Below are 25,842 nucleotides of genomic sequence, written 5' to 3'. Positions count from 1 at the left end.
TATTCTGTCAAAGTGTAAAACACGACCAACTAAATACCGATTTTAAAAACCATTTAACTTTCGGAATCCTTCTGCAACAGCACACAACATTCCATTTTCACCCTTTTCCAGTAATTCTATAGCTTGCTGCAATTCCTGCTTTTGTTGATCATTTGAAGAACCACCTTCTCTCAATTGAGTTAACGATTGTTCTGCAACCATAGAAAACGTTTCAGATAACCTGGCAACTTTTTGCAGTTCCTCAGAAATCAGCCAAGGTTTTAACTTCTCGTGGTTCGCGCTCCAAAGTTGTAGCTGCTCCCGAATCTCCGACTTAAGTAGGTCATTCTCCGGTGAGGCAACGTAATCTTCAACCATTTTATTGAACTTTCGGGCTGAAAGACTTTCAGGACGCGCTGCATCCACAACTCCGTTCATAGGCAAATCGGGCAAATACACTCCGTAAATATTCCCCAAACTCCCAAGTCGTTCATAATATTTCACCTCCTCTAGTTGTTGTACCAAAGTTTTCAAATAAGGCAAACCTTCCTGTGGAATTAGCGCCTGTAAAATCTGATCTTGCTGATGGAAGAATGGATTTCCCCTTTTTATAAGATAGGATGAAAAGCACTCCAAACGCCGGAACATATCATGAGTGTTTGCTGTCAACTCGGCCGGGCTCCAAAGTTTTTCAGCAATAACAGCCGTTCGTGGCCAAATACGCGAATCAACATTATTCTCTCCAACTACCTCCGACCACATAGCAGCTTCGCCGCCCAAAACCATCATTCTTTGTTCTTCATTCAACGGTTTTACAACTTCAATTTTTGGCAATTTTGTACCTGAAATATCAGAACCGGCAACTTGCTTACCATTCGCTTCAAATTTAAAAAGTGCCAGCGATAGTTTACCGGAAAGTGAGTCACCAATAAGTTCACCTGAAAAGTTTAGCGTTCCCATTTGCGATTCTAACTGAAAGGAAATCCGGTCATCCGTTTTTAGTCCGTTTTTAAAACCGGCACGACTTCCCATCACTTCCATAAATCCATAGACACTCTCCGGATTTCGATCAAACACCACCAACTTACTTACCATTTCTCCCGATGGAATTTCAAGAGACAGGTCGTAAACTTTCCAGTGCGTGGTATCCGGTTCCATGTCAACAGCACCGGGCATAATCAACGGATCTACTTCATAATGTTTATCGGAATGTAGCTTTAAATCGAGGTACCAGCCAGCCGACAGAATTCCTCTTTTACCTTGCTGAACAGCTTCGAATAATGACTTCTGCCCTCTCCACGACTGAATTACAATATCATCATCCAAATTTTCGCTTGTAATTTCTTCCCAGCCTACCATGGTTTTTCCATGCTTTTTTACCAACTGGTAGATTCTCGTATTAAAATAGGCCTGTAATTCATGTGCATCTTTGATTTCATTCTTTTTCATAAATTCCTGAACAGATTCACTTTCATTCCAGAATTTTGGTTCCACCTCATCGCCACCAATATGAAAATATTCATCTGGGAAAAGGGAAACCATTTCCTCAATAAACCGATCGAGAAACTCGTAAACAATTTCTTTTGTCGGATCTAACGGTGGGGAAAACATTTCTCCCCCCTCATTAACAAATGTCTGTTCAGTTGAAAGTGTACTTAATTCAGGATAGGCAATCTGCCAGCTTTTTGAATGGCCCGGGACGTCAAATTCGGGAATGATCCGTATTCCTCGTTCCGCTGCATAAGCCACAATTTCACGAATATCATCCTGGGTATAATATTTTCCGTTTGAACCGACTTTGTGCAACTTCGGAAAAACTTTGCTCTCCACCCGAAATCCCTGATCTTCGGAAAGGTGCCAGTGAAAAACATTCATTTTTACGGCCGCCATGGCATCAATTGTTCGCAACACCACTTCTTTGGGCATCCAGTGACGACACACATCGAGCATCACTCCGCGCCACGGGAAACGAGGAATGTCTTCAATTTCTAATTTTGGAAGAACAACTCCTTCGTCGCTCTTCTTAACAAGTTGCAAGATTGTTTCCAAACCATGATTAATACCGAATTTGGTATTTGCCGACAATGTAATGTGTTTGTCAATTTCCAGACTATAAGATTCGTCGTCGCCAAATTGCGGGATTCCATTCTCTGCATTTTCGCTACAAATTATTTGCAGCATAACACCTTTTTCTCCCGATGTTACTCCATAAATCAACTCAAGATCTTCTGAAAATCGATTTGCTGCTTTGTTCAGGAATTCATTCTGCACATTAATAAACGATATATTAATGCCCTTCGACAGATCAACTTCTCCATTGTGGATTTTTAAACTGCCGGGCAAAGGCATAAGTTCAATTTCAGCCCGATCGTCTTCCGAAATTAAAGGAGGACTGTAAATCGCCAATCGATAATAAAGAAAGCCACCAACTACCAAAATAAATATAAGTACGAGAAGGATGTAAAGTATCTTTTTAATCATGAGTTTAGATTACGGTTTAGTATCAAAGGAAATAAAAAATGAGATGAATGGCTCGGGTACATTTATATTATAAAACAGGAGTGTGAAATTTGGGCACAAAAAAAGCCCTTCCCAACGGGAAGAGCTTTCTATATTTTTGTGAGCTGATTCTTACATCATACCGCCCATTCCACCTGGCATACCGCCACCCATTGGAGGCATTGCAGGAGCATCTTCTTTCTCTTCAACAATTACTGTTTCAGTAGTTAAGAACATACCGGCAATTGAAGCAGCGTTTTCAAGTGCAACACGTGTTACTTTTGCAGGATCGATAACACCAGATTCGTATAGTTTCTGGTATTCATCAATGCGGGCGTTGTAACCATAGTCGCCTTCGCCGTCTTTTACGTTTTGAACAACAACTGCACCTTCTTTACCAGCGTTAGCTACAATCTGACGCAATGGCTCTTCAATGGCACGTTTCACGATTTCAACACCTGTTGTTTCGTCATCGTTGTCGCCTTTAAGGTCTTCTAATGCAGCAATCGCACGAACCAAAGCTACACCACCACCAGGAACAATTCCTTCTTCAACAGCAGCACGAGTTGCGTGCAATGCATCGTCAACGCGGTCTTTTTTCTCTTTCATTTCTACTTCTGAAGCAGCACCAACATAGATCACAGCAACACCACCGGCTAATTTAGCCAAACGCTCTTGCAGTTTTTCTTTGTCGTAATCAGAAGTTGTTGTTTCCATCTGAGTTTTGATTTGGTTAACACGAGAAGCAATAGCTTCTTGTGCACCCGCACCATTAACTACAGTTGTATTTTCTTTGTCAACAGTAATTTTTTCGCACTGACCCAACATATCAATTGTAGCCTGCTCCAGTTTCATACCTTTTTCTTCGGTAATTACAGTACCACCAGTCAGGATTGCGATGTCTTCCAACATTTCTTTTCTGCGATCGCCAAAACCAGGAGCTTTAACAGCACATACTTTTAACGAACCACGCAAACGGTTAACAACCAAAGTTGCCAATGCTTCGCCATCTACATCCTCAGAAATGATCATTAATGGACGACCTGTTTGAGCAGTAGCTTCCAACACAGGAAGAAGATCTTTCATTGTGCTGATCTTTTTGTCGTGGATCAGGATGAAAGGGTTATCTAATTCTGCAACCATTTTTTCTGCATCGGTTACAAAATACGGAGAAAGATAACCACGGTCGAATTGCATACCTTCAACTACGTCAACGTAAGTATCAGTACCTTTTGCTTCTTCAATTGTGATAACACCTTCTTTATGAACTTTTTTCATCGCTTCTGCGATAAGTGCACCGATAACTGCATCGTTATTAGCAGAAATTTTGGCAACTGATTCAATTTTAGCGTAATCGTCGCCAATTGTCTGAGCCTGCTCACGAATGCTTGCAATAACCGCTTCTACTGCTTTGTCGATACCACGTTTCAGGTCCATTGGATTTGCACCTGCAGTTACGTTTTTCAAACCAACATTAACAATCGACTGAGCCAAAACAGTTGCAGTAGTAGTACCATCACCAGCATCGTCACCGGTTTTTGAAGCTACTTCTTTAACCATTTGAGCACCCATATTTTCGTATGCGTCGCTTAACTCAATTTCTTTTGCAACAGTTACACCGTCTTTTGTAATTTGTGGTGCACCAAATTTTTTCTCGATTACTACGTTACGACCTTTTGGTCCTAAAGTAACTTTTACGGCGTTAGCCAGTTGATCAACACCACTTTTAAGCAAATCACGTGCTTCAATATCGAATTTAATTTCTTTAGCCATCTTTTCTGATTTTTACTTGTTGAAATTAGTTAATGTATAAAACGTCAGACTGCGACATCAATAAATAGTCTACTCCATCAATGTTCAACTCAGTACCTGAGTATTTACCGTAAAAAACAATGTCGCCAGCTTTTAATTCCATTGGCTCATCTTTTTTATCAGCTCCAACTAATACTACTGTACCAACTTGTGGTTTTTCTTTTGCTGAATCAGGAATAATGATTCCACTCACTGTTTTTTCTTCTGCTTCCTGTGGTTGAACCAGGATCTTGCCAGCAAGAATTTTACCTTTTAAATCTGCCATTTTGTTTTAGTTTTTTATGATTAAATATTTTTTTCGTTTTAACGCACTTGGTGTATCATATTTTATGCCAATTAATAAAACGCCTAACTGCCTCAAAAAACAAAGACAAAATTACACCAACATCATTACCTCAAAAACCACAACACCCCGTCACCACCTCTTTATCAATCATTTATAAGCATGTCAGCATTTCTGACATGGTGACAGAAAAACTTTGAAGAACCTGCACATAAAGTTAATTAAGATTATTTTGTCTTTTTCTGCCGTTTTTCACAACTATTCTGCCATTTTTTTCGTAAATTACATAGTCAGAAAACATGAGCCCGCATACGCGAGGATAGTTAAACATTTAAAACAAGAAGCCATGAAATTCAAGAATTTATTTTGGATTGGGTTGTTGCTATTATCCGTACTTTCATGCGAAGAACCTGACACAACCTATCTCACAGAAACAGATCTCTCTATCGACATTCCCTTAACTTCTCACGTAAACACACTCTCGCAATCTGTAATGGAGTCATACAATTTTAACGGCATTGCCATTTTCTGCCTCGGCTACGACGATGCTTTAAAAAATTGTCCGGGCGATGTAATTCAAATTACTCCGGGAAGCAGATCGCTGCTTTCTTTCGAGGCACTCCAAAGCAGTGAAACAATTGACCAACTTGAACTTTCAATTTCCTACAAAACGCAAAACGAAGCAGAATATAAACAAATTGGATCGATTGATTTACTTCAAGGCAGTTTTTTAAACAGCGAAACCTACATGGTGGAACTGGACGATGCACTTGCAACACTTATAAACCGCTTGAACGAAAATCCCCGCTATTATATTTCACTTGAAATTAGCGGTTCTGCAAATTTTAATATCGATTCCGATGCCCGGTTTAGCGTTCCACTTGTAATCGAAAGCGAGTATCATTCACCAAGATTTACATTGTAATTTTAACATAAAAGAGAAACGTGAGGACTCATTTTGGAATGCTCACGTTTCTCTTTTTCGTTCTTTTGCTTCGCCTTATCAATCTCACAAAAACAACCCTTACTGCTTGATAATCAATATCTTTTTTTGTACTTTTAAGCCAATACACCAAACAAAACTCAATATGGACTCAAAAAAATCGATGGCTAATCACAGTTTTGAGATGCTTGCCCAATCGGGCGAGTTTATGAATTTCGTCTTAAACAATATCACTAGTTGTGTGCTTTTGCTTGATAAAGACATGAAACTTCAGGCCTTTAACGACGCGCTAAAAACGATATTTTCGAATAAGGCGGACGAAGATCTTATGTACATGCGTTGTGGCGAAGCAATTGGCTGCGCTTATCAGATTGAAGAGGCGAAAGACTGCGGAACTACATCAAAATGCTGCACCTGCGAATTACGGCTTGCAGCTTTTGACTCGTACATTAACGACACCGTTGTTTACAAAGAAAACATCACCCGACCGTTTTTTAATAATCTTGGCGAACGCGTAATGAAAGACCTGCAATTCTCAACCAGAAACTTCTATTTCCGAAAAGAGAAATACATTATTTTAATCATTAACGATGTATCGGGGCAAGTTCAATCAGACAACAAGCAGAATTGAGTTCCAACACTGAAATAAAAATACTGTTTAAATTTACCGACATAAAAAAAGCCGTTCTCTTCAGAACGGCTTCTTATATATGTTTTCGATAAGATTATCTTAGTTTTCACCACCTTCATCGTCAGCAGCAGGAGTTTCATCCGTAGTTGCCGGAGTAGTAGTTGGGAAAGTAGGAACCTGTGTTGGATCAACAGCAGTTTCAATCTGTTCCTGAACACGACTTTGGCCTTCATCAATTTGTTCGCGTGGAATAAAACCTGCACCAACAACTGAAAGAAATAATAAAGCTCCGGCCAAAACCCAAGTACCTTTTTCAAGGAAATCGGTTGTTTTACGTACGCCCATTACCTGACCTGAAGACTGGAAGTTACTTGCCAGACCTCCTCCTTTTGAATTTTGTACCAAAACAATCAGTACCAAAAGGATACACACGATAAATAATAAAACGGTGATTAAAATATACATCTTCTTCTAATTATTAGTCTTTAACAATTCAATTTCTTTTATACGGCCTGCAAAGTAAACACTTTTTTCCGGATATTTCAAACTTAATTTTTGATAGGCATCCAAAGCTTTGTCGTAGTTCTTTTGTTGGTAATAAATTGATGCCAGCGTTTCGGTAACCAGGTCTTCATCTTCTTTTACCGACTGCTCCACATTCACCTTGTCGCCATTATTCCCATTTACGCCCAAATTAACTTTACCCGATCGTAAACGCGAACCATCAGTCGACAAAAATTTATCGATCAACGATTTCTCTGATTTGAGTTCAACATCACCCTCAAGGTTATAAAGAGTAGACCGGTCATCTCGCACACTTACCGGCACATTAACAGGCAGTTCGTTATTTAAATACTTAAAAAGCACTTTCCGGTCGGGAACCATTACTGCCACCTTTTTCAAAACAGCATCATAATCCGGATGCTCCAGGTTTTTCAAATTTTTCAGATAGAGCAACCAGCCGGTGGTAAACCACGGAAAATCGGAGGTGAGCTTTTTAACTTCCTCCAACGACTCTGTATTTAAAGTCGCTGTATTTTGCAGGTACAACTGAAATTGCTCTTTCTCCATTTTACCAGTTTGCTATGGTTGCATTAAAAATATCTTCGATCAATTTTTCAATAATCTCAACACTCAATTCTTCCTCAACTGAACTAATAGAAAGACTACTGTCAAAATCTTCGTAGGCAGAAAACGTTTGTTCGAAGTTATCTTCAGGATGTTTACTGTTGACATATTTTAGCTTAACCGTAATTGTTAAACGTGTTTGTGCCGAAACATCTTCTTTTTGAATCGACATCGGACGAAATTCGTAACCGGTAATCTGTCCTTCAAATTCAAGATCTCCATTTTCCGAAAGTTCGTTCAACGATGTTTGGCGTGTAAGTTTTTCACGCATCTGTTCTGTAAAATTCTGGCTAAGTGTTGGATTGACAAGTCGGGCGCGGTTAGGAAAATAATAAACCGTAAAAGTTTTCACATCCTGCGCAATGTTGGCTCCGGTAAAAGTATAGTTCACACTACACGATGGAGCGCTACTTCCAACCAATCCTGCTAACACAAATATAAACAATAGTTTCCGCAACATATTTTTATCCCTTAATGTCGTATTCTTTAATTTTGCGGTACAAAGTACGTTCAGAAATTCCTAATTCCTGGGCCGCATATTTTCGTTTCCCGCGATGTTTTTCAAGTGCCTTTTTAATCAGCTCTATTTCTTTATCCGCCAAAGAAAGCGATTCTTCCACAAACTCTTCCGTATCCTGAATATTATCTTTATCAACCGAAGTTATATGAATTGGATTTTGCACCTGGTCGTTCGATACAAAATTACCGTCGGCAGTGTTATACAGGTTCCGGATTATCTGCGCCTGATCGCCCGAAATCGGAGCATCGCGATTCTCCATCAAATCGAGCACCAGCTTTTTCAGGTCGTTCATGTCGTTCTTCATATCAAAAAGAACTTTGTACAGAATCTCCCGCTCGTTGGCAAACGACTTGTTATCTTCTTGCTGCGACAAAAGTGCGGGCAGATTATTTCTTCCGTCAACAGGAAGATAGGCTCTTAACGATTCCGAATTTATTTCACGTTCCTGTTCAATTATGGAAATCTGCTCTGTAATATTTTTTAACTGACGGATATTTCCCGGCCAGCGAAAATTTACCAGCGAAGCTCTGGCATCTTCTGTTAAACGAACCGGTGGCATTCGGTATTTCTCGGCAAAATCGCGTGCAAATTTCCGAAACAACAGAATTATGTCATCGGAGCGTTCGCGTAACGGAGGAATCAGAATCGGCACTGTATTTAAACGGTAATACAAATCTTCACGAAACTTACCTTCCTCAATTGCTTTCGGGATATTTACGTTCGTAGCCGCAATTACGCGCACATTTGTTTTTATCACCTGCGACGAACCAACTTTTATAAACTCCCCGGTTTCCAAAACACGTAACAAACGTACCTGGGTAGAAAGCGGCAGCTCTCCAATTTCGTCCAGAAAAATCGTTCCGCCATCTGCTTCCTGAAAGTATCCTTTCCGGTCGGCCAATGCACCCGTAAAAGCACCTTTTTCGTGTCCGAACAATTCCGAATCAATTGTTCCTTCCGGAATTGCACCACAGTTTACTGCGATATATTTTCCGTGTTTCCGGCTCGAAAACTGATGTATAATCTGTGGAAAAATTTCTTTACCAACACCACTTTCGCCGGTTACCAAAACCGACAAATCGGTTGGCGCTACCTGAACCGCAACTTCAATGCCTCGGTTTAATCCGGCAGTGTTTCCAATTATTCCAAATCGTTGTTTTATTGTTTGTATATCCATAGTATTTTCAGTCAACAATTTGCAAATTTACAATTTTTCGCGGGCAATGACAGAAAGTCAGTCACAATTAAGTTTTTTTAGGCTTTTATCACATTGAAAAAAACTTGCATCCCTCCATTTAAGATAATTACGAAGAATATGAATATTCTTTTAAGGGATTATTATCTTTGCCCCATCTGTTTATTTTCTCTGACATTTTGTTAGTTCGAAACAGGTCTAAAGCTATTACAAACAGCAGCATTATGAATTTTATCGGAATAATACCGGCACGTTATCAATCAACCAGGTTTCCCGGGAAACCACTGGCTAAAATAAAAGACAAACCCATGATTCAGTGGGTGTACGAAAATGCAGCAAAAGTTTTGCCCTATGTTTGCGTTGCAACCGACGACGACCGAATTTTCGAGGCGGTAAAAGCATTTGGCGGCGAAGTGGTAAAAACTCTTCCTACCCACCAAAGCGGAACCGACCGTTGTGCCGAGGCGGCATTAAAAATTGCCCAATCACGCAGTTTTGATGTTGTTGTAAATATTCAGGGCGACGAACCTTTTGTAAAGCCGGAACAAATTGAATTGATTAAATCATGTTTTCAGGGCGAAACCGAAATTGCAACCTTGGTAAAAAAGATAGATTCGGAAGAAGAACTTTTTAATCCAAACCGACCAAAAGTAGTGCTCGATAAAAACGACTTTGCCATGTATTTCAGTCGCTCTCCGATTCCTTATTACCGTGGAGAAGAAAATAAAGACTGGGTAAAAAAGTACACATTCTGGGGACATATCGGCATGTATGCATTTAAAACCGATGTACTACAGAAAATCACCCAACTTGAGCAAGGAAAGCTTGAATTGGCCGAATCGCTGGAACAACTGCGCTGGCTTGAAAACGGGTATAAAATAAAAGCTGCCGAAACAACTTATCAAACCATTGGCATCGATACTCCTGAAGATTTAGAAGCTGCCTTGCAACTGTTCTGATTTTTTCCTGTCAGTATAAACGGGCATGTTATTTGTTACACATGCTAAGGAAAACAATTAAACAGTATTGCCATGAAATATATTATACTACTTCTATTCATTTTTATCGGGTCACAATCCTTTTCGCAAGAAGCAGGTTTTCAATCAACCGGCTTCGAAGACGAAGTTAAAAACGAAGTAAAAGTTTATCCAAATCCGTGCAAGAACGACAAGGTTACCATCGAATTTTCATCAAAAGAAATCAGTGAAGTACGCCTCACCAATATTGCCGGCCAACAGGTTTTATTAAAAAAGTACGATTTTCCACTTCCTAAAATTCAACTTCGACTTAATGAAGTTCCGAACGGAATCTATTTACTCCAGATTACAACCACCGACAATAAACCCACGGTTAAAAAGCTGATGATATCGAGAAATTAATTTTTTTGAACAATTCGGCCTTTCCCCTGTATTTTACAACGGTATTTAATACTTTCACCAGAAAATTAAATTATAAGTTGTGAAACGAGCATGGATATTTTACACGCAAATGGGAATGACAAAATTCTCTATGCGAGTTCCATGTGATTCCGCTATAAACAAACTATTTTAATCACATGAAAATCTCTACACTCATTCTATTTCTATTTTTAAGCGTTGAGTTATTTGCTCAAACAAGCATCAGCGAAGCACGTCAAAAAGCAGTTGGATCAACCGTTACAGTTTCAGGAGTGGTATCCAATGGCGCAGAACTTGGCACAATAAGATACATTCAGGATAATACCGGGGGAATTGGTCTTTATGATTATTCTGCTTTAGACAACATACTTCGCGGTGACTCAATAACAGTAACCGGGGAATTAGACAGCTACTACAACCTGCTAGAAATCAAATCTTTTTCAAACCTCACTGTACACAAAACTGGCTCACCGTTATACGCTCCGAAAGAAATTATTATTAGCGATATTGGAGAAGATTATGAAAGTGAATTGATTCAGATAGATAATGTCGTATTCATAAATACTGACAACCTATTTGCAGGAGATAAAAATTATTTATTTACTGATGGAACTAATACTGGAGAAATTCGAATTAATCGCGACAATCCACTTGTTGGACAAGTTATACCTACAGATACTTTTGACTTGATAGCAATCTGTTCGCAATGGTCTCTAGACAACCCGAATTCTGGCTATCAACTTCTTCCGCGAGATGTAAACGATTTTATTTTACACACCAATATTCAACTCACTTCAGGACTCGAAGCAACTGAACACACAACCAACTCAATTACAATCGAGTGGAATACCGACACTGAAGGTACTTCTGAAATCCGCTACGGATCAAGCATGGAAGAATCAGCATTAACCGGCTATGCAAGTGGAGAATCGACAGTAAATTCTGACGAATACACTCACCGGGCACAGGTAACAGGATTGGAAAGTGCTGAAATTATTTACATCCAGGCTTTTTCTGCAAGCGAGAGCGATACCGCTTTTTCTGCAATAGGTGCTTTTGTAACCAACTCTAATTCATCAGGCGACATTAAAGTGTATTTTAACAGCGAAGTTGATGAAAGTTATGCAGGCACAACTATTGCAAGCAATCTCAACGATTCAATGGCCGACACTCTAGCCGCTTACATAAACAGAGCTAACGAAACGATCGATTTCTGTATTTACAATATCGACAATTCAACCATAGCTGATGCGCTGAATGCTGCCTACGATCGTGGTGTAACAATTCGTTTTATCACATGCGGATCAACAGGGCACGCCAGTGTTTACAATTTAAATAACAATATTCCGATACTCGAACGTCCGGATTTAGATGACGGAATTATGCACAACAAATTCGTCATTTTTGATGCAAACGCAACAAATGCTAATGCTTCTTGGATTTGGTCGGGCTCAACAAATCTTACCCAGAACCAGTTAACTTACGACAGCAACAACATGATCTTTATCCAGGACCAGTCGCTGGCAAAAGTTTACGAAGTTGAATTTGAAGAAATGTGGGGAAGCGACAGTGACCAACCTGATGCCGGAAATGCAAAATTTGGTGAGGCGAAGATCAATAACACTCCGCACCATATTCAAGTGGGCGATAAATTGATTACCTGTTATTTTAGCCCGTCGGATAACACGAACCAGCAGTTGATAAATGCAATTAATACAGCAGACCACACCCTCGATATTGAAACCATGTTGATCACACGCTCTGATTTAGGCAATGCTATAACAAATGCTTTCGATCGAGGTGTAGATGTTAATGTTTTAATGGAAGAAGAAAATGAATACACACCTTCGTTTATAAAAAATACCCTGCCGCAGGACAAATACATTCTCGACAATGCCGCAGGACAGCTGCACCACAAAATTGCATTAATTGATGCAAACAATGCAGACTCTGATCCGCAAGTTATCACCGGAAGTCATAATTGGAGCAACTCAGCCAACGACAGAAATGATGAGAATACACTGATCATTCACGACGCTGATATTGCCAACCAGTATTACCAACAATTTGCCTATCGTTTCAAAGAGAATAATGGAACGTTGGTAGTTTCTGCTGAGATAATAAAATCAACTTCTATTAAGGTATTTCCAAATCCAACCGAAGGAAGATTGACCATAAATGCAGCGAGGGAAATCACGAACATTTCGGTGTATAACAGCACCGGTGCAAAGATTGACGAATTACAACCAAATGAGAACCTTGCAGAATTCAGTCTGCCGTATAATCTAACCGGCCTCTTTCTGCTGAAAGTTGAACTCAGCAATGGCGATTATAACACTTATAAAATTTTGAAGAAATAAAACCCGAGTTACAAAAAATTCAAACTCAGGTATAAGAAAATGCTTCCCGAAACGGAAGCATTTTTCATTTATCTCCAAACCTTATTTTTGCTTCCTCAAGAATAGCAACAGTAGCTGTTGCTCCACAACGAGTGCATCCTGCTTCGCGCACAGCCAGCAAACCATCGAGCGTTCGTACACCTCCGGCAGCTTTTATTTTTACGCAGGGACCACTGCTCTCCCGCATAAGTTTTAAGTTTTCAATAGTTGCCCCCATGTATGAATACCGGCCATCAACTCCTTTTACAAAACCAAAACCTGATGAAGTTTTTACATAGTCGGCACCAACTTTTGTACATAGTTGACAAAGCTTTATTATATCCTGCTTTTTCACTACATAGTCGGTCTCGAAAATCACTTTTACAATAGCCCCCAATTTATGACAAGCCTGTGTTACTAAATCGATTTCCTGCTCAATATAATCCCAATCACCCTGTAAAACCTTACCAATATTAACCACCATATCGATTTCAACTGCGCCATCTTTACACGCCGTTTCTGCTTCAAAAACTTTTACCGAAATAGCCGAATTGCCGGCAGGAAATCCGATTACACAACCTATTAGCACCTCCGAATCTTTCAAAAATTGTTTGGCAAGTTTTACTGCATATGGTTTTACACAAACCGAAGCCACATTATATTTTGCGGCTACAGCGCATTCATGTTCCAAATCGTAATCAGTCATGGTTGGATGAAGAATCGAATGATCGATCATTTTTGCAAGTCGTTCAACGGTGCTCATTTTTATTGGTTTTAAGTTGGAGTATAAATTTACGAATTAACCTTGAATCAAGAGCCAAGTTTTAAATGTGAACCTTTTTTCGAATAATAAGTATTTAACTTATATATCTAAATTAACTACCATGACCAACAGAAGATCCTTTTTAAAATCGTTAGCCGGCGCCACCGCCGGAATTAGCTTAACAACAGGAGCGATCGCTTCGGGACAAGACAGTCGAGACAGTCTGGGAGAAGTATTACCCAAAAGAAAACTTGGCAGAACCGGAGAGTATGTCACCATGCTTGGCACAGGTGGCTATCATGTAGGATGGACCACCGAAAGAGATGCTCAGGAAGTGATAGAAGCTGCGCTGGAAGGAGGCGTTCGTTTTTTCGACACAGCAGAAAGTTATTCGAGTGGCACCAGTGAAGAGCGATACGGAAAATACCTCACTCCAAAGTATCGCGACCTTATTTTTCTGATGACAAAATCAACGGGACGTGATGCCAAAACAGTACAGGAGCACCTGGAAGGATCGTTACGCAGGTTAAAAGTAGACCAGATTGATTTATACCAGGTACATGCCATTCAAACACCCAACGATGTCGACCAAAGAATTGAAAACGGTGTTTTAGATGTACTTTTAAAAGCGCAACTACAAGGCAAAATCAAACATCTTGGTTTTACAGGCCATCAAAATCCTTACGCCCACTCCCGCATGTTGGAACAAACTGAAAAGAGCGATATTTTTGATGCGGTACTAATGCCCGTCAACCTTCTTGATGTTTCATATTTTAGCTTTATTGAAAATGTTATGCCGAAAGCGTTGAAGCGCAACATGGGTATTTTAGCCATTAAATCGTTGGCCGACGGACGGTTCTTTTCAGAAAAGAAAGAAGCCAACTGGACATCTGACGATCCGGTTATTCCGAACTATGTAAGCATAAAAGAAGCCATGCATTTTGTTTGGTCATTACCTGTTTCGGTTTTAATATCAGGTAACGAAAATGCCACCTATATGCGAGAAAAGATAGCACTGGCCCGCTCTTTCTCAAAACTAACTGAAGAAGAAAAAACGAATCTGATCGAGAAAGTTAAGCCACTTGCTCTCACAGGGAAAATTGAATATTTTAAAAGTAAAGAATTATAAAAAGAAAAATCCCGGGATCAACATCCCGGGATTCAAACTAAACCTAACTAAACCAAACTTATGAAAAAACAGCTTATTGCTGTGAAGTATTTTGTTTCTAATCTGTTTCCTGAACAACGATAAATCGTCTTCAGTTAAATTGTTTTCATGACAACTACAAAATTACAAATACCGTGCCAAAAAATAATTTCTGGTGGACAAACTGGAGTTGACCGTGCAGTTTTAGACGCCTGCCTGCAATATTCCTTCCCTTGTGGCGGATGGTGCCCCAAAAACAGGAAAGCAGAAGACGGCAAAATACCGGATTTATATCCCTTGGAGGAAATGGAAGAAAGCGAATACAAAGCCAGAACAAGAAAAAATGTCATTGAAGCTGACGGCACATTAATTCTTGCACCCGAAAAACTACAAGGCGGCACATTCCTAACCAAACAATTTTCAATCGAGAATAATAAACCCGTCCGGATAATCCGCCCCGAAACCAATCCCGATAAATTATTGATATGGATTATTATCAATAATATCAGTGTTTTAAACATTGCCGGGCCTCGCCAAAGTGAATGGTCGGAAGCCTATTCTGCAGCCTATCGTTTTACCACCGAACTTATTGTAAAAATTAAATTCTCGGCTTCGGATATACAGCCATAACTTTATTTCAAAAAATAAATATCTTTGCGCAAAATTAAAGGGAACCATTTAGTTGAATGGTTGTTAACAGGTAGTAAATGGAGAATATTCGAAACTTTTGCATCATTGCACACATCGATCACGGAAAAAGTACTTTGGCCGACCGACTTTTGGAGTTTACAAAAACGGTAAGCGAACGCGAAATGCACGCCCAGGTACTTGACAGCATGGATCTGGAACAGGAACGTGGTATTACAATTAAAAGCCACGCCATTCAGATGGATTATGTGCATGACGATAAGGCTTATAAGCTCAACCTGATTGACACCCCGGGACACGTGGATTTCTCTTACGAAGTTTCCAGATCGATTGCTGCCTGCGAAGGCGCATTGTTAATTATTGATGCCACGCAAGGTATTCAGGCACAAACTATTTCGAACCTGTACCTGGCCATCGAACACGATTTGGAGATCATTCCTGTTCTGAATAAAATGGACCTTCCGAATGCCATGCCCGAAGTTGTTGAAGACCAAATCATCGACCTGATTGGCTGCGACCGCGAAGACATCATCAAAGCAAGTGGAAAAACCGGTGAAGGTGTTCAGGAAATCCTTGACCATATTATTGATAAAATACCTCATCCTAAGGGCGATCCAAAAGCGCCGTTACAGGCACTTATTTTCGATTCGGTATTTAATTCGTTCCGCGGAATTATTGCTTATTTCAAAATTCAGAACGGTCAGATCAGGAAAAAAGACTTGGTTAAGTTTGTGGCCACAGGCAAACAATACGACGCCGACGAAGTTGGTGTGCTAAAACTAAGCATGCAACCACGCGATGTGCTGGGCCCCGGTGATGTAGGTTATATTATATCGGGTATTAAAACTGCCAAAGAGGTAAAAGTTGGTGACACGATTACACATGTTGCAAATCCTTGTGAACAAGCAATTGAGGGATTTGAAGAGGTAAAACCAATGGTTTTTGCCGGAGTTTACCCTATTGATGCCGACGATTACGAAGATTTGCGTGCTGCCATGGATAAGCTTCAATTAAATGATGCTTCACTGACTTTTGAACCTGAATCATCTGCTGCTCTCGGATTTGGATTCCGATGCGGATTCCTTGGATTATTGCACATGGAAATTATTCAGGAACGACTGGAACGAGAGTTCGATATGAACGTAATTACAACGGTTCCCAACGTTTCGTATAAAGCGCACCTTACGGATGGTACCGAACTTACGGTTTACAACCCATCGGGAATGCCCGCATCAACCACTGTTGACGAAATTGAAGAACCATATATTCGCGCCAATATTATTACCGCCTCCGATTTTATTGGGCCGGTAATGACTTTGTGTCTCGACAAACGCGGCGAACTGGTTAGTCAGAATTACCTGACATCAGAACGGGCTGAGCTTGTTTTCAACCTCCCTTTGGGAGAAATTGTGTTCGACTTTTACGATAAGCTAAAAAGTATCTCAAAAGGTTATGCCTCGTTCGACTACCACATGAGTGGATTTAAACCTGCAAAACTGGTTCGTCTGGACATTCTGCTTAATGGCGAAATGGTTGATGCTTTATCGACATTAATTCACTTCGACAATGCTTATCCTTTCGGTCGTCGAATGTGCGAGAAGCTTAAAGAACTGATTCCGAGACAACAGTTCGATATTGCAATTCAGGCAGCTATTGGTGCAAAAATTATTGCCCGCGAAACCGTAAAAGCTGTTCGTAAAGATGTTACTGCCAAGTGTTACGGTGGTGATATCACGCGTAAACGGAAGCTGCTGGAAAAACAGAAAAAAGGAAAGAAACGAATGAAACAGGTAGGTAATGTTGAAGTACCTCAGAAAGCTTTCCTTGCAGTACTGAAACTCGATTAAAGTAAAATTAAAAGCATAAAAAAGCCTGATAAATATTTATCAGGCTTTTCTTTTATTGTATTCTTCTATCAAACTATCAGTTTGTAACCTTTTCCATGTACGTTGATAATCTCAACCGTAGGTTCATCTTTTAAATGCTTACGCAGTTTGGTAATATAAACATCCATACTACGTGCATTAAAATAATTATCGTCGATCCAGATTGATTTTAAGGCATAATTACGCTCCAAAACCTTATTGGCATTCTGGCAAAGCAACTTTAGCAAATCCGATTCTTTTGTAGTTAATTTTACAATATCGTCTCCTTCGCTAAGTGTTTGTTTCCGGGTATCGAAAGTAAATTTACCCAACGTAAAAACCTGCTGAGCACTCGCCTGACCTTCCTGCGATGTACGACGAAGAATCGCCTCAATACGCATAATCAGTTCTTCCATACTAAAAGGTTTGGTAATATAATCATCGGCACCAAGTTTAAAACCTTCCAGCACATCGTCTTTCATATTCTTAGCCGTAAGAAAAAGAATTGGAATATCGGTGTTTATAATTCGTATGTCTTTAGCCAGGGTAAATCCGTCTTTTTTAGGCATCATAACATCCAAAATACAGATATCGAAATGCTCTTTCATAAATCCTTTGTATGCGGCTTCACCATCAGGGTAAAGTTCTGCATCGTATCCTTTTGCAACTAAATATTCTTTTAATAATAATCCTAAATTCTCGTCGTCTTCAGCCAGTAGTAATTTTGTTTTTTGTTCCATGGTTAATTATTTACTTGTGGGAAATAAATTTTAAACTTCGTTCCTTTATTTAATGCACTTTCAACTTTAATTGTACCGTTATGTAGGTCAACAATTTTCTTCACATAACTGAGGCCCAATCCGAATCCTTTTACATCGTGAACATTACCAGTTGGCACCCGGTAAAACCGATCGAATATCTGAGCCTGATGTTCTTTTGCAATTCCTATGCCATTATCTTGCACCGATATGAGAACCATATCTTTTCTATTTTCGGTTTTCACCCAAATCTCAGGAATATCTTTGCTGTACTTCATTGCATTGTCAAGCAAGTTAAAAATAACATTTGTAATATGCACCTCGTCACCTTTAATATGTGCGTTTTCTGCTGAAATTTCGGTGTGAAGTGTTCCGTTTTTACTCTTAACCCGCAATTCAAAATTAGCGGTTACAGTGCGAACCATTGTATTGGCATCAAATTCGCGCAGTTTCAGTTTTAAGCGACCTTCGTTAAAAACGGCCATCTGCAGCACCTTTTCCACCTGAAAACTCAAACGTTTGCTTTCCTGGTTAATCACACTCGAAACATGTTCAATTATCGATGGTGTATTGGCAACACTTCCATCCTGCAACATCTGACTCGCCAGCGAAATAGTTGAAATCGGTGTTTTCAACTCGTGCGTCATATTATTTATAAAGTCGTTTTTAATGTTCGACAGCTTTTTCTGCCGCATAATAACCATTAATGCATAAGCAAAAATCGCAATCAGCAAACCGGTTAATATTATCGTAGGAATGATCGTCAATCCGGTTTGCCTGAAAAGGTAGCCTTTTTGATTGGGGAAATACACATTCAGGTAATTGGGTTTAGCGCCACCGTAGTCGTTTTGAAATAATGGCTGGCTAAATTCCTTTGTACTTTTGCTGGTGTGATAATCCGTCGCTCCAACCAGGATAGCTTGCCTGCCTAAGGAAGCATTGGTTACAGCATATCGATATTCCAAATTAATCTCTGCCTGATTTATTGCATGAGCAAGAAGCTGAGTAAGACGTGTTGTGTCAATTCGTTCTTCAATTGGACGATCTTCCAGATAAAGTATCTCGAAGTTCTTCCAGTCTACATCTCTAAGCCATTGTTCTCTTTTTCGTTCAATCTCTTGTCGGTTAATTAAAAGTTGTTCGATACTTAAAAACCCACTTCCTGATGCTGAAGTATCCTGATACTGCATCCGGTAACTTTCTTCCAGCTGACCGTATGGTTTTTGTTGCGTAATTGAAAATTGAAAACTCAACAAGCTCCCGCTGTTAGTTCGGGGAAAAACGCCTCCAAACTCATTGGGATTTCCACTCCCGGGAATACCGCCATTGCGAGCATATTGTCGTGCCATATATTCCTCATCGGCTTCTAATTGCCGGGCCACCTGAGCCAAAGCATTAATTACCTGCTTATTAAACTGCTCTTCCCTGATGTTCGCCGCCGATCTAATCATGGAAACCTGTACCAAGATTAATCCCGACAGCACAACTGCCATCAACACAATTAATGTTATTAACATTTTTCGACTCATGCAGCAAAGATAATTTTATTGAAACGCTGAGATTATGGCACTTAACATTATTTAACAGGATACAGTAAATTGTAAAATTAATTAACCAACCTCTCTTATTTAAGGTATTTAATTGACATTTATTAGCTCATTTCGTTGAGTACTTTCTCTATTATGGGCGGAAAATGCTGATATTCCAGCTCGTGTACTTTTTGGGCTACCATTTCCGGAGTGTCATCCGGAAGCACTTCGCATTTTGCCTGAAAAATGATTTTCCCCTCGTCGTAATTCTGATTTACAAAATGAATTGTGATTCCGGTATGTGTTTCTCTGTTTTCAACCACTGCTTTATGCACATTCATTCCGTACATTCCTTTTCCGCCGTAATTGGGCAGCAAAGCCGGATGAACATTAATAATCGTGAAGTTTTCGATCAGGTTTTCGGGGATAAGCCACAAGAAACCGGCAAGCACAATAACATTCACTTTACGATTTCTTAATGTTTCAACAATTTCGTTTGTATTGTAAAATTGATCCCTGTTAAAAACAAAGGTTTTTATATTCAAATTTTGAGCTCTAACGAGTGCATAGGCATCAGATTTGTTCGACCACAGGGAATCGACTATAATTTTTTCATTTTCAGAAAAGTACTTAATAATATTTTCAGCGTTGGTTCCCGACCCCGATGCAAACAATGCAATTCTTTTCTCTTCCATTTTAACGTTTCTTTAGACTTTAGAACTTTTAAACAAATCGTTCAATTTTAGGCACTTAATTATCATATACCTTTTAACGTTAACATCTTTTTTAATTTTTTTCTTGGAGATTTAAAGCGTAAATGTATTACTTTGCAGCGAATTATTTAAAACAAAATTTAGTATTAATTAAAATTAAGAATTATGTCTGACGTTGCAGCAAAAGTAAAAGCAATAATCGTTGATAAATTAGGTGTTGACGAAAGTGAAGTAACTACAGAAGCATCTTTCACAAACGATCTTGGTGCTGACTCACTTGACACAGTTGAATTAATCATGGAATTCGAGAAAGAATTTGATCTTGCTATTCCAGACGATGAGGCAGAAAAGATTTCTACAGTAGGTGAAGCTATCGCTCACATCGAAGCTGCCCTTTAATTTTTTTAGCACAAGAAGTTATATTCATAGAATTCATTTATGGAATTGAAACGGGTAGTAATAACCGGTATTGGTACCGTTAATCCTTTAGGGAATTCCGTTGAAGAGTATTGGGAGAATCTTAAAAACGGAGTAAGTGGAGCTGGGCCTATAACCCACTTCGACGCATCGTTGCATACCACCAAGTTCGCTTGCGAGGTAAAAGATTTTGATCCTCTACAGTACATGGAGAAAAAGGAAATCCGCAAATACGACCTGTATACGCAGTATGCATTTGCATCTTCAGAACAAGCCGTTGTTGACAGTGGCATGGATCTGGAAAAAGTTGACGGTGACCGAGTAGGCGTTATTTGGGGTGCAGGAATTGGAGGCTTACAAACTTTCCACGAGGAAGTAAGAGCTTACAAAGAGGAGCGTCCTCGTTTTTCTCCGTTTTTTATCCCTAAAATGATTGCAAACATTGCAGGTGGTCTGGTATCAATGAAATACGGTTTCAGGGGTCCAAACTATACCACAGTTAGTGCATGTGCTTCAGCATCTCACGCCATGATCGACGCGATGAATACCATTCGTATGGGCAAAGCGGATATGATCTTGACAGGAGGTTCGGAAGCAGGAGTAAACGAATGCGGTGTTGCCGGATTCAACTCTATGCGCGCACTTTCAACACGCAATGATGATCCAAAAACTGCTTCGCGACCATTCGACAAAGACCGTGATGGTTTTGTTATGGGCGAAGGTTCTGCAGCGTTTATATTCGAAGAATATGAACATGCAAAAGCCCGCGGAGCAAAAATTTATGCAGAAATTGTTGGTGGTGGCATGTCGGCCGATGCTTATCATATGACCGCTCCAGATCCGGAAGGAAAAGGTGCTGGTTTAGTTATGAAATGGGCATTGGAAGATGCAGGGTTAAAACCAGAAGACGTTGATTACATTAACGTTCACGGTACTTCAACTCCGCTTGGCGACATTGCAGAACCAAAGGCTATTCTAAAAACATTTGGCGAACATGCTTATAACCTGAGCATCAGTTCAACAAAATCAATGACCGGTCACCTTCTTGGTGCTGCCGGAGCCATTGAAGGCCTTGCCAGTATTCTTGCCATAATCAATGGTATTGTACCACCTACAATCAACCACACTACACCAGATCCTGAAATTGACGAAAAGTTGGATTTCACATTCAACACCGCCAAGGAGAAGGAAATAAATGTAGCTATTAGCAACACATTTGGTTTTGGTGGGCACAATGCAACAGTAGTTTTCAAAAAACTGTAGTATACTGTGGTAAGAAAAATAGTACAACGAGTAAAACTCTTTTCGTCTGATCGAAAAGAGTTTTATTTGTTTTTAAAAGACCTTTTAGGATTTTACCCCCAAAACCTGCGTTTGTACGATCTTGCCTTTATTCACAAGTCGGCGTCGATGGTCGACTCACAAGGTAATTTTGTAAACAACGAACGACTCGAGTACCTTGGCGATGCCATTCTGGGCGCCATAATTGCCGATTTTTTGTACAACCGTTTTCCGCAGGAAGACGAAGGCTTTTTAACCAAAACACGCTCGAAGCTCGTAAACCGCGCCATTCTTACACAATTGACGCACGAAATGGGTTTGCACATTTTTATCGATTCGAATACAACAAAAAACATCGATAAAAGCCACATCTACGGCGATGCACTCGAGGCCCTTATCGGTGCAATTTACCTGGACAAAGATTACAAAGCGGCCAAGTATTTCGTTACGAAAAAAATCCTTCCTCAGTTTGTCGATCTTAATGAGATTGAGCAGGCAGACTCGAACTTTAAAAGCCAGCTTATTGAATGGAGTCAAAAAAATAAGCGCGAAATTGAGTTCGAAACAACGGAAGAAACCGACGAAAAATTGAAACAACCACGATTTAGAGCGGTGGTAAAAATTGATGATAAAGAAGTTGGCAAAGGCACGGGAACTTCAAAAAAAGAAGCGCACCAGAATGCCGCACAGGAAACATTAAAAAAACTCGACGAGTTGTAAACTCTCAACCGTTACCAACATCAATTTCAGATCGTTTATTAAATTTGCCCCGCAATAACAATACATGGAAAGTATTTTAATCATAGGTCTCGGCTTTTTTGCCCAGGGATTGTTTTTTATCCGAACCATTGCTCAATGGTTTAAATCGGAAAAAGAAGGGGAAGTAATTTCGCCCGTTATTTACTGGCAAATCAGTCTGGTAGCTTCTCTTCTGATGCTTACTTATGGTATTTTACGACACGATTTCGCCATTGTAGTCGGACAGTCGTTGGTGTATGGAATCTATATTCGTAACCTGCAGCTAAAAAAAGTATGGTCGCAAATGTTATGGGTATTAAAAGTGCTGGCCCTGGCCATTCCGGTGGCTTACTGGGTATGGCTGCTTACTACCGGTAATTTTGCCAATATACTGCACAACGATAAGGTTTCGCTGTTCTGGATGATTTGGGGAACTACGGCGCAACTGGTTTTTATCTCCCGCTTTTTCTACCAGTGGATCCATTCCGAAAATAAAAAAGAATCGCTTTTCCCGCTGGGATTCTGGATTATCAGCACCTGCGGTTCGTTAATGATTTTTACCTATTCCATTGCCCGTCTCGATCCGGTGCTTTTTGCCTCGCACAGTTTGGGGCTTTTCACTTACATCCGAAACATTTCCTTACATTACGGCAAAAGCAGCTTATTTGACCGATTGAACAACATTCCTGTGCTGAATAAAGTAATCGGTAAGGTTTCGGACAAAATAAAATAGGCCGGCTTAATTAAAAACCGACCTTCATTTTTATTCTTTCTTTTAATTGTTTTCTGGCCATTTTGCTTTTATCACCTCTTTCACGATGTAATAAAGCAATAGCGCAAAAATAAATACGATCAATCCCCAGATTGGAGCGTAAAAACTCACGATAGCTCCCCCCATTACAATCTCAGGCGAAACATCAGCCGCAGCCTTAATAGCCTCCAGGGCCTGAACAATACCAACTACCTGCGATAAAAGTCCGGTAGCGAGTGCCAACGAGGCCGACATTTTTATCAGTCCTACAAGTTTTGTATTCACTTGTTTTTTGGTAACTATTTCGAAAACCTTCCAGGCAGTTATACCCAGAGCGATCAGACCGAAAATCGTTATCCAATGCATAAATGGCCCGCCTATCCTGTAGGCCTGAACCATATAGCCTAATCCGGTTTCTGCTTTGTCTAGTTCAATCATTTTTCTTTGAATTTAAAGTTACAACTGCAAACTAAATCTTCTTCACACATTCGAAAGAATTTTATCGCTGAACGACACAAAAGCAGCATCTTACATCAATTTTCAGCGCATTTAACGACCAGATAAGCGATTCGGTTGTTCATCTGTGATTTGGTGCATTTTATCGATTGATTTTTTAAAGAACGAAAATCAAGCTTATTTTTTACTTTTATTAGCAAATGACAGAGCAACTGCAACATATTATCCGGCAAGCCAGGAGTTCGAAAAATATCCGAATCTCGTATCATATTGTTTTCTGGATAATTGTAGGGTTTTTCTATTTTCTTGTCTTTAACTGGAACAGTGAATTTCCAGAGGTCTCCATTATATTATCCATCGGATTGCTGCCGGTTGCTGTTATCACAACCTGCGTTTTCAATTACCTGTTGATTCCAAAATACCTTGACAAAAAACGGTACGGCTATTTTTTGTATCTCAGCTTTTTTACACTTTTAGTTTCTAGCTGGTTGTCGTTCCTAATTGTTTTTTATGCGCTGATACACATTCTGTATAAAGAAGCTTCTCTCGAACCGGCAGTGTTGCATCCCGAGCTTCAGGTTATTTCGCTGAATTTTATCGTTTTTCTTGCCATTGCCGTAAAACAAATCAAACGCGCCTTTTTTATTCAACAGGAAAAGAATGATTTGGAACAAAAAAAACTAAACACTGAACTAAAACTAAAAGAAGCCGAATTAAAATTACTAAAAGCCCAGATTCACCCCCACTTTCTTTTTAACACATTAAATAACTTGTACGGCCTCACGATGGAAAAATCGGATGAAGCGCCCGATCTGGTTTTGCGTTTGTCCGATATTCTTGATTACATTTTATACCGTTGTAACGAAAAACGCGTGTTACTTTTCGACGAAATCAGCAACCTGCAAAACTACATTGCCATCGAAAAGCTGAGGTATTCTGAAAAGCTGAGTATTACTGTCGATTTCCCGGACGAAACCGACAACCTGCAAATTGCTCCTCTCCTCCTGCTTCCATTTGTTGAAAATGCGTTTAAACACGGCGTGAGTAACAATCCGGGAACGGCTTCTGTTTCTATTTCCTTAAAAGTGCAGCATACAACGATGTCGTTTTACATTACGAATTCGAAGAATCCGTTGAGTGCACAAACCGACAGCTACTCAAAAGGTATCGGACTTAAGAATGTAAAAAAACGACTTGAGCTGCTGTACCCCAATAAATATGACCTGAAGATCGACGAGAAAGAAGATTCTTTTTCTGTAACTTTATCCTTAGAACTAGCTGAATAATGTACCGGTGTATCATCATAGACGACGAACCCATTGCCATTCGTGTAATTCGAAATCACCTTTCGGTTTTTACCGATTTTAAAATTGTTGCCGAGTGCAGCAATGCGCTTGAAGCCATGCCGGTTTTGCAAAAAGAAAAGATCGATTTATTGTTTTGTGATATCCAGATGCCACAAATAACCGGGGTCGATTTTATTCGCTCATTATCGCATCCGCCAAAAGTTATTTTTACCACCGCTTATCGCGATTATGCCATCGATGCTTTTGAATTGAATGTGGTTGATTATCTTCTGAAACCCATTTCGTTCGAGCGTTTTACAAAGGCTATCGACCACTTTATGGCAGTTCAGTCTCCCAAAGATTCACCGGCGGCAGGAGCAACTAATCAAAACAGCAGGGATTTTATTTTTCTGAAAGCCGATAAAAAACATTACAAAGTGAACCTGGATGATGTCCTGTATTTCGAAAGCCTGGGCGATTATGTAATTGCTTTTACTACCGATCAGAAAATTGTTACGAAAGAACGTATCGGTCACCTTTCGGATACCTTGCCAACGAGCCATTTTTTACAAATTCACCGCGGGTACATTATTTCCATCAACAAAATTGAATCGGTCGGAGCCGGTTTTGTCGAAATCAATGGCAAGAAATTACCCGTTGGCAGAAATTACAAACCCGAGCTTCAAAAATTACTGTCGCATTAAACCTTTCCATTTTTAATCTGT

The 25,842-nt window shown here is 39.8% G+C and carries 26 protein-coding genes; 14 read left to right on the top strand and 12 right to left on the bottom strand.

Features of this window, described 5'->3' with window-relative positions; genetic code table 11:
• Positions 1-42: 42 nt before the first annotated feature.
• From SLH46_RS05055 to SLH46_RS05045, 3 genes are all read right to left on the bottom strand, one after another.
• Positions 43-2,460, bottom strand: coding sequence for a beta-N-acetylhexosaminidase (locus SLH46_RS05055; RefSeq protein WP_320280069.1), 2,418 nt, complete (start codon positions 2,458-2,460; stop codon positions 43-45).
• 150 nt (positions 2,461-2,610) lie between these two features.
• Positions 2,611-4,251, bottom strand: a complete 1,641-nt coding sequence (gene groL / locus SLH46_RS05050; protein ID WP_320280068.1) for a chaperonin GroEL — start codon at positions 4,249-4,251, stop codon at positions 2,611-2,613.
• A gap of 25 nt (positions 4,252-4,276) precedes the next feature.
• The gene (locus SLH46_RS05045) at positions 4,277-4,555 is read right to left on the bottom strand and encodes a co-chaperone GroES (protein ID WP_319270296.1); all 279 of its coding nucleotides are present in this window, start codon (positions 4,553-4,555) and stop codon (positions 4,277-4,279) included.
• A 364-nt stretch (positions 4,556-4,919) separates the two neighbouring features.
• Here SLH46_RS05045 and SLH46_RS05040 point away from each other — a divergent pair, with 364 nt between their 5' ends.
• Both SLH46_RS05040 and SLH46_RS05035 read left to right on the top strand, forming a co-directional pair.
• Entirely contained in the window at positions 4,920-5,498 is a 579-nt protein-coding gene (locus SLH46_RS05040) for a hypothetical protein (RefSeq protein ID WP_320280067.1), read from the top strand.
• 163 nt (positions 5,499-5,661) lie between these two features.
• A complete protein-coding gene (locus SLH46_RS05035; protein WP_320280066.1) occupies positions 5,662-6,147 on the top strand; it encodes a hypothetical protein in 486 nt (161 codons plus the stop codon).
• 99 nt (positions 6,148-6,246) lie between these two features.
• On the opposite strand, the gene secG is transcribed toward SLH46_RS05035, so the two are convergent.
• From secG to SLH46_RS05015, 4 genes are read right to left on the bottom strand one after another with little or no spacing between them, the layout of a single operon-like run.
• On the bottom strand, positions 6,247-6,612 hold the full coding sequence (gene secG / locus SLH46_RS05030) for a preprotein translocase subunit SecG (protein WP_320280065.1): 366 nt from the start codon (positions 6,610-6,612) through the stop codon (positions 6,247-6,249).
• A 6-nt stretch (positions 6,613-6,618) separates the two neighbouring features.
• Positions 6,619-7,218, bottom strand: a complete 600-nt coding sequence (locus SLH46_RS05025; RefSeq protein WP_320280064.1) for a tetratricopeptide repeat protein — start codon at positions 7,216-7,218, stop codon at positions 6,619-6,621.
• A gap of 1 nt (position 7,219) precedes the next feature.
• Positions 7,220-7,735, bottom strand: a complete 516-nt coding sequence (gene lptE / locus SLH46_RS05020) for an LptE family protein (protein ID WP_320280063.1) — start codon at positions 7,733-7,735, stop codon at positions 7,220-7,222.
• 4 nt (positions 7,736-7,739) lie between these two features.
• Positions 7,740-8,972: a sigma-54 interaction domain-containing protein gene (locus tag SLH46_RS05015; RefSeq protein WP_320280062.1), complete on the bottom strand. Its 1,233-nt coding sequence runs from the start codon at positions 8,970-8,972 to the stop codon at positions 7,740-7,742.
• 242 nt (positions 8,973-9,214) lie between these two features.
• Between SLH46_RS05015 and kdsB the strand changes: the two genes are divergently transcribed.
• The 3 genes from kdsB to SLH46_RS05000 all read left to right on the top strand — a co-directional run bounded on the left by kdsB (position 9,215) and on the right by SLH46_RS05000 (position 12,747).
• On the top strand, positions 9,215-9,949 hold the full coding sequence (gene kdsB, locus SLH46_RS05010; RefSeq protein WP_320280061.1) for a 3-deoxy-manno-octulosonate cytidylyltransferase: 735 nt from the start codon (positions 9,215-9,217) through the stop codon (positions 9,947-9,949).
• 72 nt (positions 9,950-10,021) lie between these two features.
• On the top strand, positions 10,022-10,369 hold the full coding sequence (locus tag SLH46_RS05005) for a T9SS type A sorting domain-containing protein (RefSeq protein WP_320280060.1): 348 nt from the start codon (positions 10,022-10,024) through the stop codon (positions 10,367-10,369).
• 176 nt (positions 10,370-10,545) lie between these two features.
• Positions 10,546-12,747 (top strand): phospholipase D-like domain-containing protein, encoded by a 2,202-nt coding sequence (locus tag SLH46_RS05000; protein WP_320280059.1) that lies wholly within the window; start codon positions 10,546-10,548, stop codon positions 12,745-12,747.
• 64 nt (positions 12,748-12,811) lie between these two features.
• On the opposite strand, the gene deoC is transcribed toward SLH46_RS05000, so the two are convergent.
• Entirely contained in the window at positions 12,812-13,528 is a 717-nt protein-coding gene (gene deoC, locus SLH46_RS04995) for a deoxyribose-phosphate aldolase (RefSeq protein ID WP_320280058.1), read from the bottom strand.
• A gap of 121 nt (positions 13,529-13,649) precedes the next feature.
• On the opposite strand from deoC, the gene SLH46_RS04990 reads away from it, so the two are divergent.
• The 3 genes from SLH46_RS04990 to lepA all read left to right on the top strand — a co-directional run bounded on the left by SLH46_RS04990 (position 13,650) and on the right by lepA (position 17,170).
• Complete coding sequence (locus SLH46_RS04990) at positions 13,650-14,657, top strand: aldo/keto reductase (protein WP_320280057.1); 1,008 nt, start codon at positions 13,650-13,652, stop codon at positions 14,655-14,657.
• A gap of 147 nt (positions 14,658-14,804) precedes the next feature.
• Positions 14,805-15,305: a putative molybdenum carrier protein gene (locus SLH46_RS04985; RefSeq protein ID WP_320280056.1), complete on the top strand. Its 501-nt coding sequence runs from the start codon at positions 14,805-14,807 to the stop codon at positions 15,303-15,305.
• A gap of 77 nt (positions 15,306-15,382) precedes the next feature.
• Positions 15,383-17,170, top strand: a complete 1,788-nt coding sequence (lepA, locus tag SLH46_RS04980) for a translation elongation factor 4 (RefSeq protein ID WP_320280055.1) — start codon at positions 15,383-15,385, stop codon at positions 17,168-17,170.
• Positions 17,171-17,238: 68 nt separating this feature from the next.
• Here lepA and rprY read toward each other — a convergent pair whose 3' ends face one another.
• The 3 genes from rprY to purN all read right to left on the bottom strand — a co-directional run bounded on the left by rprY (position 17,239) and on the right by purN (position 20,170).
• The gene (rprY, locus tag SLH46_RS04975; protein WP_320280054.1) at positions 17,239-17,928 is read right to left on the bottom strand and encodes a response regulator transcription factor RprY; all 690 of its coding nucleotides are present in this window, start codon (positions 17,926-17,928) and stop codon (positions 17,239-17,241) included.
• A gap of 2 nt (positions 17,929-17,930) precedes the next feature.
• A complete protein-coding gene (locus SLH46_RS04970) occupies positions 17,931-19,475 on the bottom strand; it encodes a sensor histidine kinase (RefSeq protein ID WP_320280053.1) in 1,545 nt (514 codons plus the stop codon).
• A gap of 122 nt (positions 19,476-19,597) precedes the next feature.
• Positions 19,598-20,170 (bottom strand): phosphoribosylglycinamide formyltransferase, encoded by a 573-nt coding sequence (gene purN / locus SLH46_RS04965; RefSeq protein ID WP_320280052.1) that lies wholly within the window; start codon positions 20,168-20,170, stop codon positions 19,598-19,600.
• 183 nt (positions 20,171-20,353) lie between these two features.
• Between purN and SLH46_RS04960 the strand changes: the two genes are divergently transcribed.
• From SLH46_RS04960 to SLH46_RS04945, 4 genes are all read left to right on the top strand, one after another.
• The gene (locus tag SLH46_RS04960; protein ID WP_320280051.1) at positions 20,354-20,587 is read left to right on the top strand and encodes an acyl carrier protein; all 234 of its coding nucleotides are present in this window, start codon (positions 20,354-20,356) and stop codon (positions 20,585-20,587) included.
• A gap of 39 nt (positions 20,588-20,626) precedes the next feature.
• Positions 20,627-21,868, top strand: coding sequence for a beta-ketoacyl-ACP synthase II (gene fabF, locus SLH46_RS04955; RefSeq protein ID WP_320280050.1), 1,242 nt, complete (start codon positions 20,627-20,629; stop codon positions 21,866-21,868).
• Positions 21,869-21,874: 6 nt separating this feature from the next.
• Positions 21,875-22,606 carry a ribonuclease III gene (gene rnc / locus SLH46_RS04950; protein ID WP_320280049.1) on the top strand — a complete coding sequence of 244 codons (732 nt, stop codon included), beginning with the start codon at positions 21,875-21,877 and terminating at the stop codon, positions 22,604-22,606.
• 64 nt (positions 22,607-22,670) lie between these two features.
• Complete coding sequence (locus SLH46_RS04945) at positions 22,671-23,357, top strand: lipid-A-disaccharide synthase N-terminal domain-containing protein (RefSeq protein ID WP_320280048.1); 687 nt, start codon at positions 22,671-22,673, stop codon at positions 23,355-23,357.
• Positions 23,358-23,399: 42 nt separating this feature from the next.
• Here the strand turns inward: SLH46_RS04945 and SLH46_RS04940 are convergent, their stop codons facing one another.
• Positions 23,400-23,813 (bottom strand): MotA/TolQ/ExbB proton channel family protein, encoded by a 414-nt coding sequence (locus tag SLH46_RS04940; protein ID WP_320280047.1) that lies wholly within the window; start codon positions 23,811-23,813, stop codon positions 23,400-23,402.
• Between the two features lie 218 nt (positions 23,814-24,031).
• Here SLH46_RS04940 and SLH46_RS04935 point away from each other — a divergent pair, with 218 nt between their 5' ends.
• Both SLH46_RS04935 and SLH46_RS04930 read left to right on the top strand, forming a co-directional pair.
• A complete protein-coding gene (locus SLH46_RS04935) occupies positions 24,032-25,117 on the top strand; it encodes a sensor histidine kinase (protein ID WP_320280046.1) in 1,086 nt (361 codons plus the stop codon).
• Positions 25,117-25,821, top strand: a complete 705-nt coding sequence (locus SLH46_RS04930; RefSeq protein WP_320280045.1) for a LytR/AlgR family response regulator transcription factor — start codon at positions 25,117-25,119, stop codon at positions 25,819-25,821. Before SLH46_RS04935 ends, SLH46_RS04930 begins: the two co-directional genes overlap by 1 nt.
• Positions 25,822-25,842 lie beyond the last annotated feature (21 nt).

The organism is Draconibacterium sp. IB214405 (assembly GCF_033963885.1).
Classification (GTDB): domain Bacteria; phylum Bacteroidota; class Bacteroidia; order Bacteroidales; family Prolixibacteraceae; genus Draconibacterium.
The sequence above is the reverse complement of the archived record's forward strand: the minus strand, read 5'-3'. Positions and strand labels throughout refer to the sequence as shown.

Coding starts and splice junctions, on each gene's coding strand:
- SLH46_RS05055 (WP_320280069.1), bottom strand. CDS start 2,460: ATGATTAAAAAGATACTTTACATCCTTCTCGTACTTATATTTATTTTG.
- groL (WP_320280068.1), bottom strand. CDS start 4,251: ATGGCTAAAGAAATTAAATTCGATATTGAAGCACGTGATTTGCTTAAA.
- SLH46_RS05045 (WP_319270296.1), bottom strand. CDS start 4,555: ATGGCAGATTTAAAAGGTAAAATTCTTGCTGGCAAGATCCTGGTTCAA.
- SLH46_RS05040 (WP_320280067.1), top strand. CDS start 4,920: ATGAAATTCAAGAATTTATTTTGGATTGGGTTGTTGCTATTATCCGTA.
- SLH46_RS05035 (WP_320280066.1), top strand. CDS start 5,662: ATGGACTCAAAAAAATCGATGGCTAATCACAGTTTTGAGATGCTTGCC.
- secG (WP_320280065.1), bottom strand. CDS start 6,612: ATGTATATTTTAATCACCGTTTTATTATTTATCGTGTGTATCCTTTTG.
- SLH46_RS05025 (WP_320280064.1), bottom strand. CDS start 7,218: ATGGAGAAAGAGCAATTTCAGTTGTACCTGCAAAATACAGCGACTTTA.
- lptE (WP_320280063.1), bottom strand. CDS start 7,735: ATGTTGCGGAAACTATTGTTTATATTTGTGTTAGCAGGATTGGTTGGA.
- SLH46_RS05015 (WP_320280062.1), bottom strand. CDS start 8,972: ATGGATATACAAACAATAAAACAACGATTTGGAATAATTGGAAACACT.
- kdsB (WP_320280061.1), top strand. CDS start 9,215: ATGAATTTTATCGGAATAATACCGGCACGTTATCAATCAACCAGGTTT.
- SLH46_RS05005 (WP_320280060.1), top strand. CDS start 10,022: ATGAAATATATTATACTACTTCTATTCATTTTTATCGGGTCACAATCC.
- SLH46_RS05000 (WP_320280059.1), top strand. CDS start 10,546: ATGAAAATCTCTACACTCATTCTATTTCTATTTTTAAGCGTTGAGTTA.
- deoC (WP_320280058.1), bottom strand. CDS start 13,528: ATGAGCACCGTTGAACGACTTGCAAAAATGATCGATCATTCGATTCTT.
- SLH46_RS04990 (WP_320280057.1), top strand. CDS start 13,650: ATGACCAACAGAAGATCCTTTTTAAAATCGTTAGCCGGCGCCACCGCC.
- SLH46_RS04985 (WP_320280056.1), top strand. CDS start 14,805: ATGACAACTACAAAATTACAAATACCGTGCCAAAAAATAATTTCTGGT.
- lepA (WP_320280055.1), top strand. CDS start 15,383: ATGGAGAATATTCGAAACTTTTGCATCATTGCACACATCGATCACGGA.
- rprY (WP_320280054.1), bottom strand. CDS start 17,928: ATGGAACAAAAAACAAAATTACTACTGGCTGAAGACGACGAGAATTTA.
- SLH46_RS04970 (WP_320280053.1), bottom strand. CDS start 19,475: ATGAGTCGAAAAATGTTAATAACATTAATTGTGTTGATGGCAGTTGTG.
- purN (WP_320280052.1), bottom strand. CDS start 20,170: ATGGAAGAGAAAAGAATTGCATTGTTTGCATCGGGGTCGGGAACCAAC.
- SLH46_RS04960 (WP_320280051.1), top strand. CDS start 20,354: ATGTCTGACGTTGCAGCAAAAGTAAAAGCAATAATCGTTGATAAATTA.
- fabF (WP_320280050.1), top strand. CDS start 20,627: ATGGAATTGAAACGGGTAGTAATAACCGGTATTGGTACCGTTAATCCT.
- SLH46_RS04945 (WP_320280048.1), top strand. CDS start 22,671: ATGGAAAGTATTTTAATCATAGGTCTCGGCTTTTTTGCCCAGGGATTG.
- SLH46_RS04940 (WP_320280047.1), bottom strand. CDS start 23,813: ATGATTGAACTAGACAAAGCAGAAACCGGATTAGGCTATATGGTTCAG.
- SLH46_RS04935 (WP_320280046.1), top strand. CDS start 24,032: ATGACAGAGCAACTGCAACATATTATCCGGCAAGCCAGGAGTTCGAAA.
- SLH46_RS04930 (WP_320280045.1), top strand. CDS start 25,117: ATGTACCGGTGTATCATCATAGACGACGAACCCATTGCCATTCGTGTA.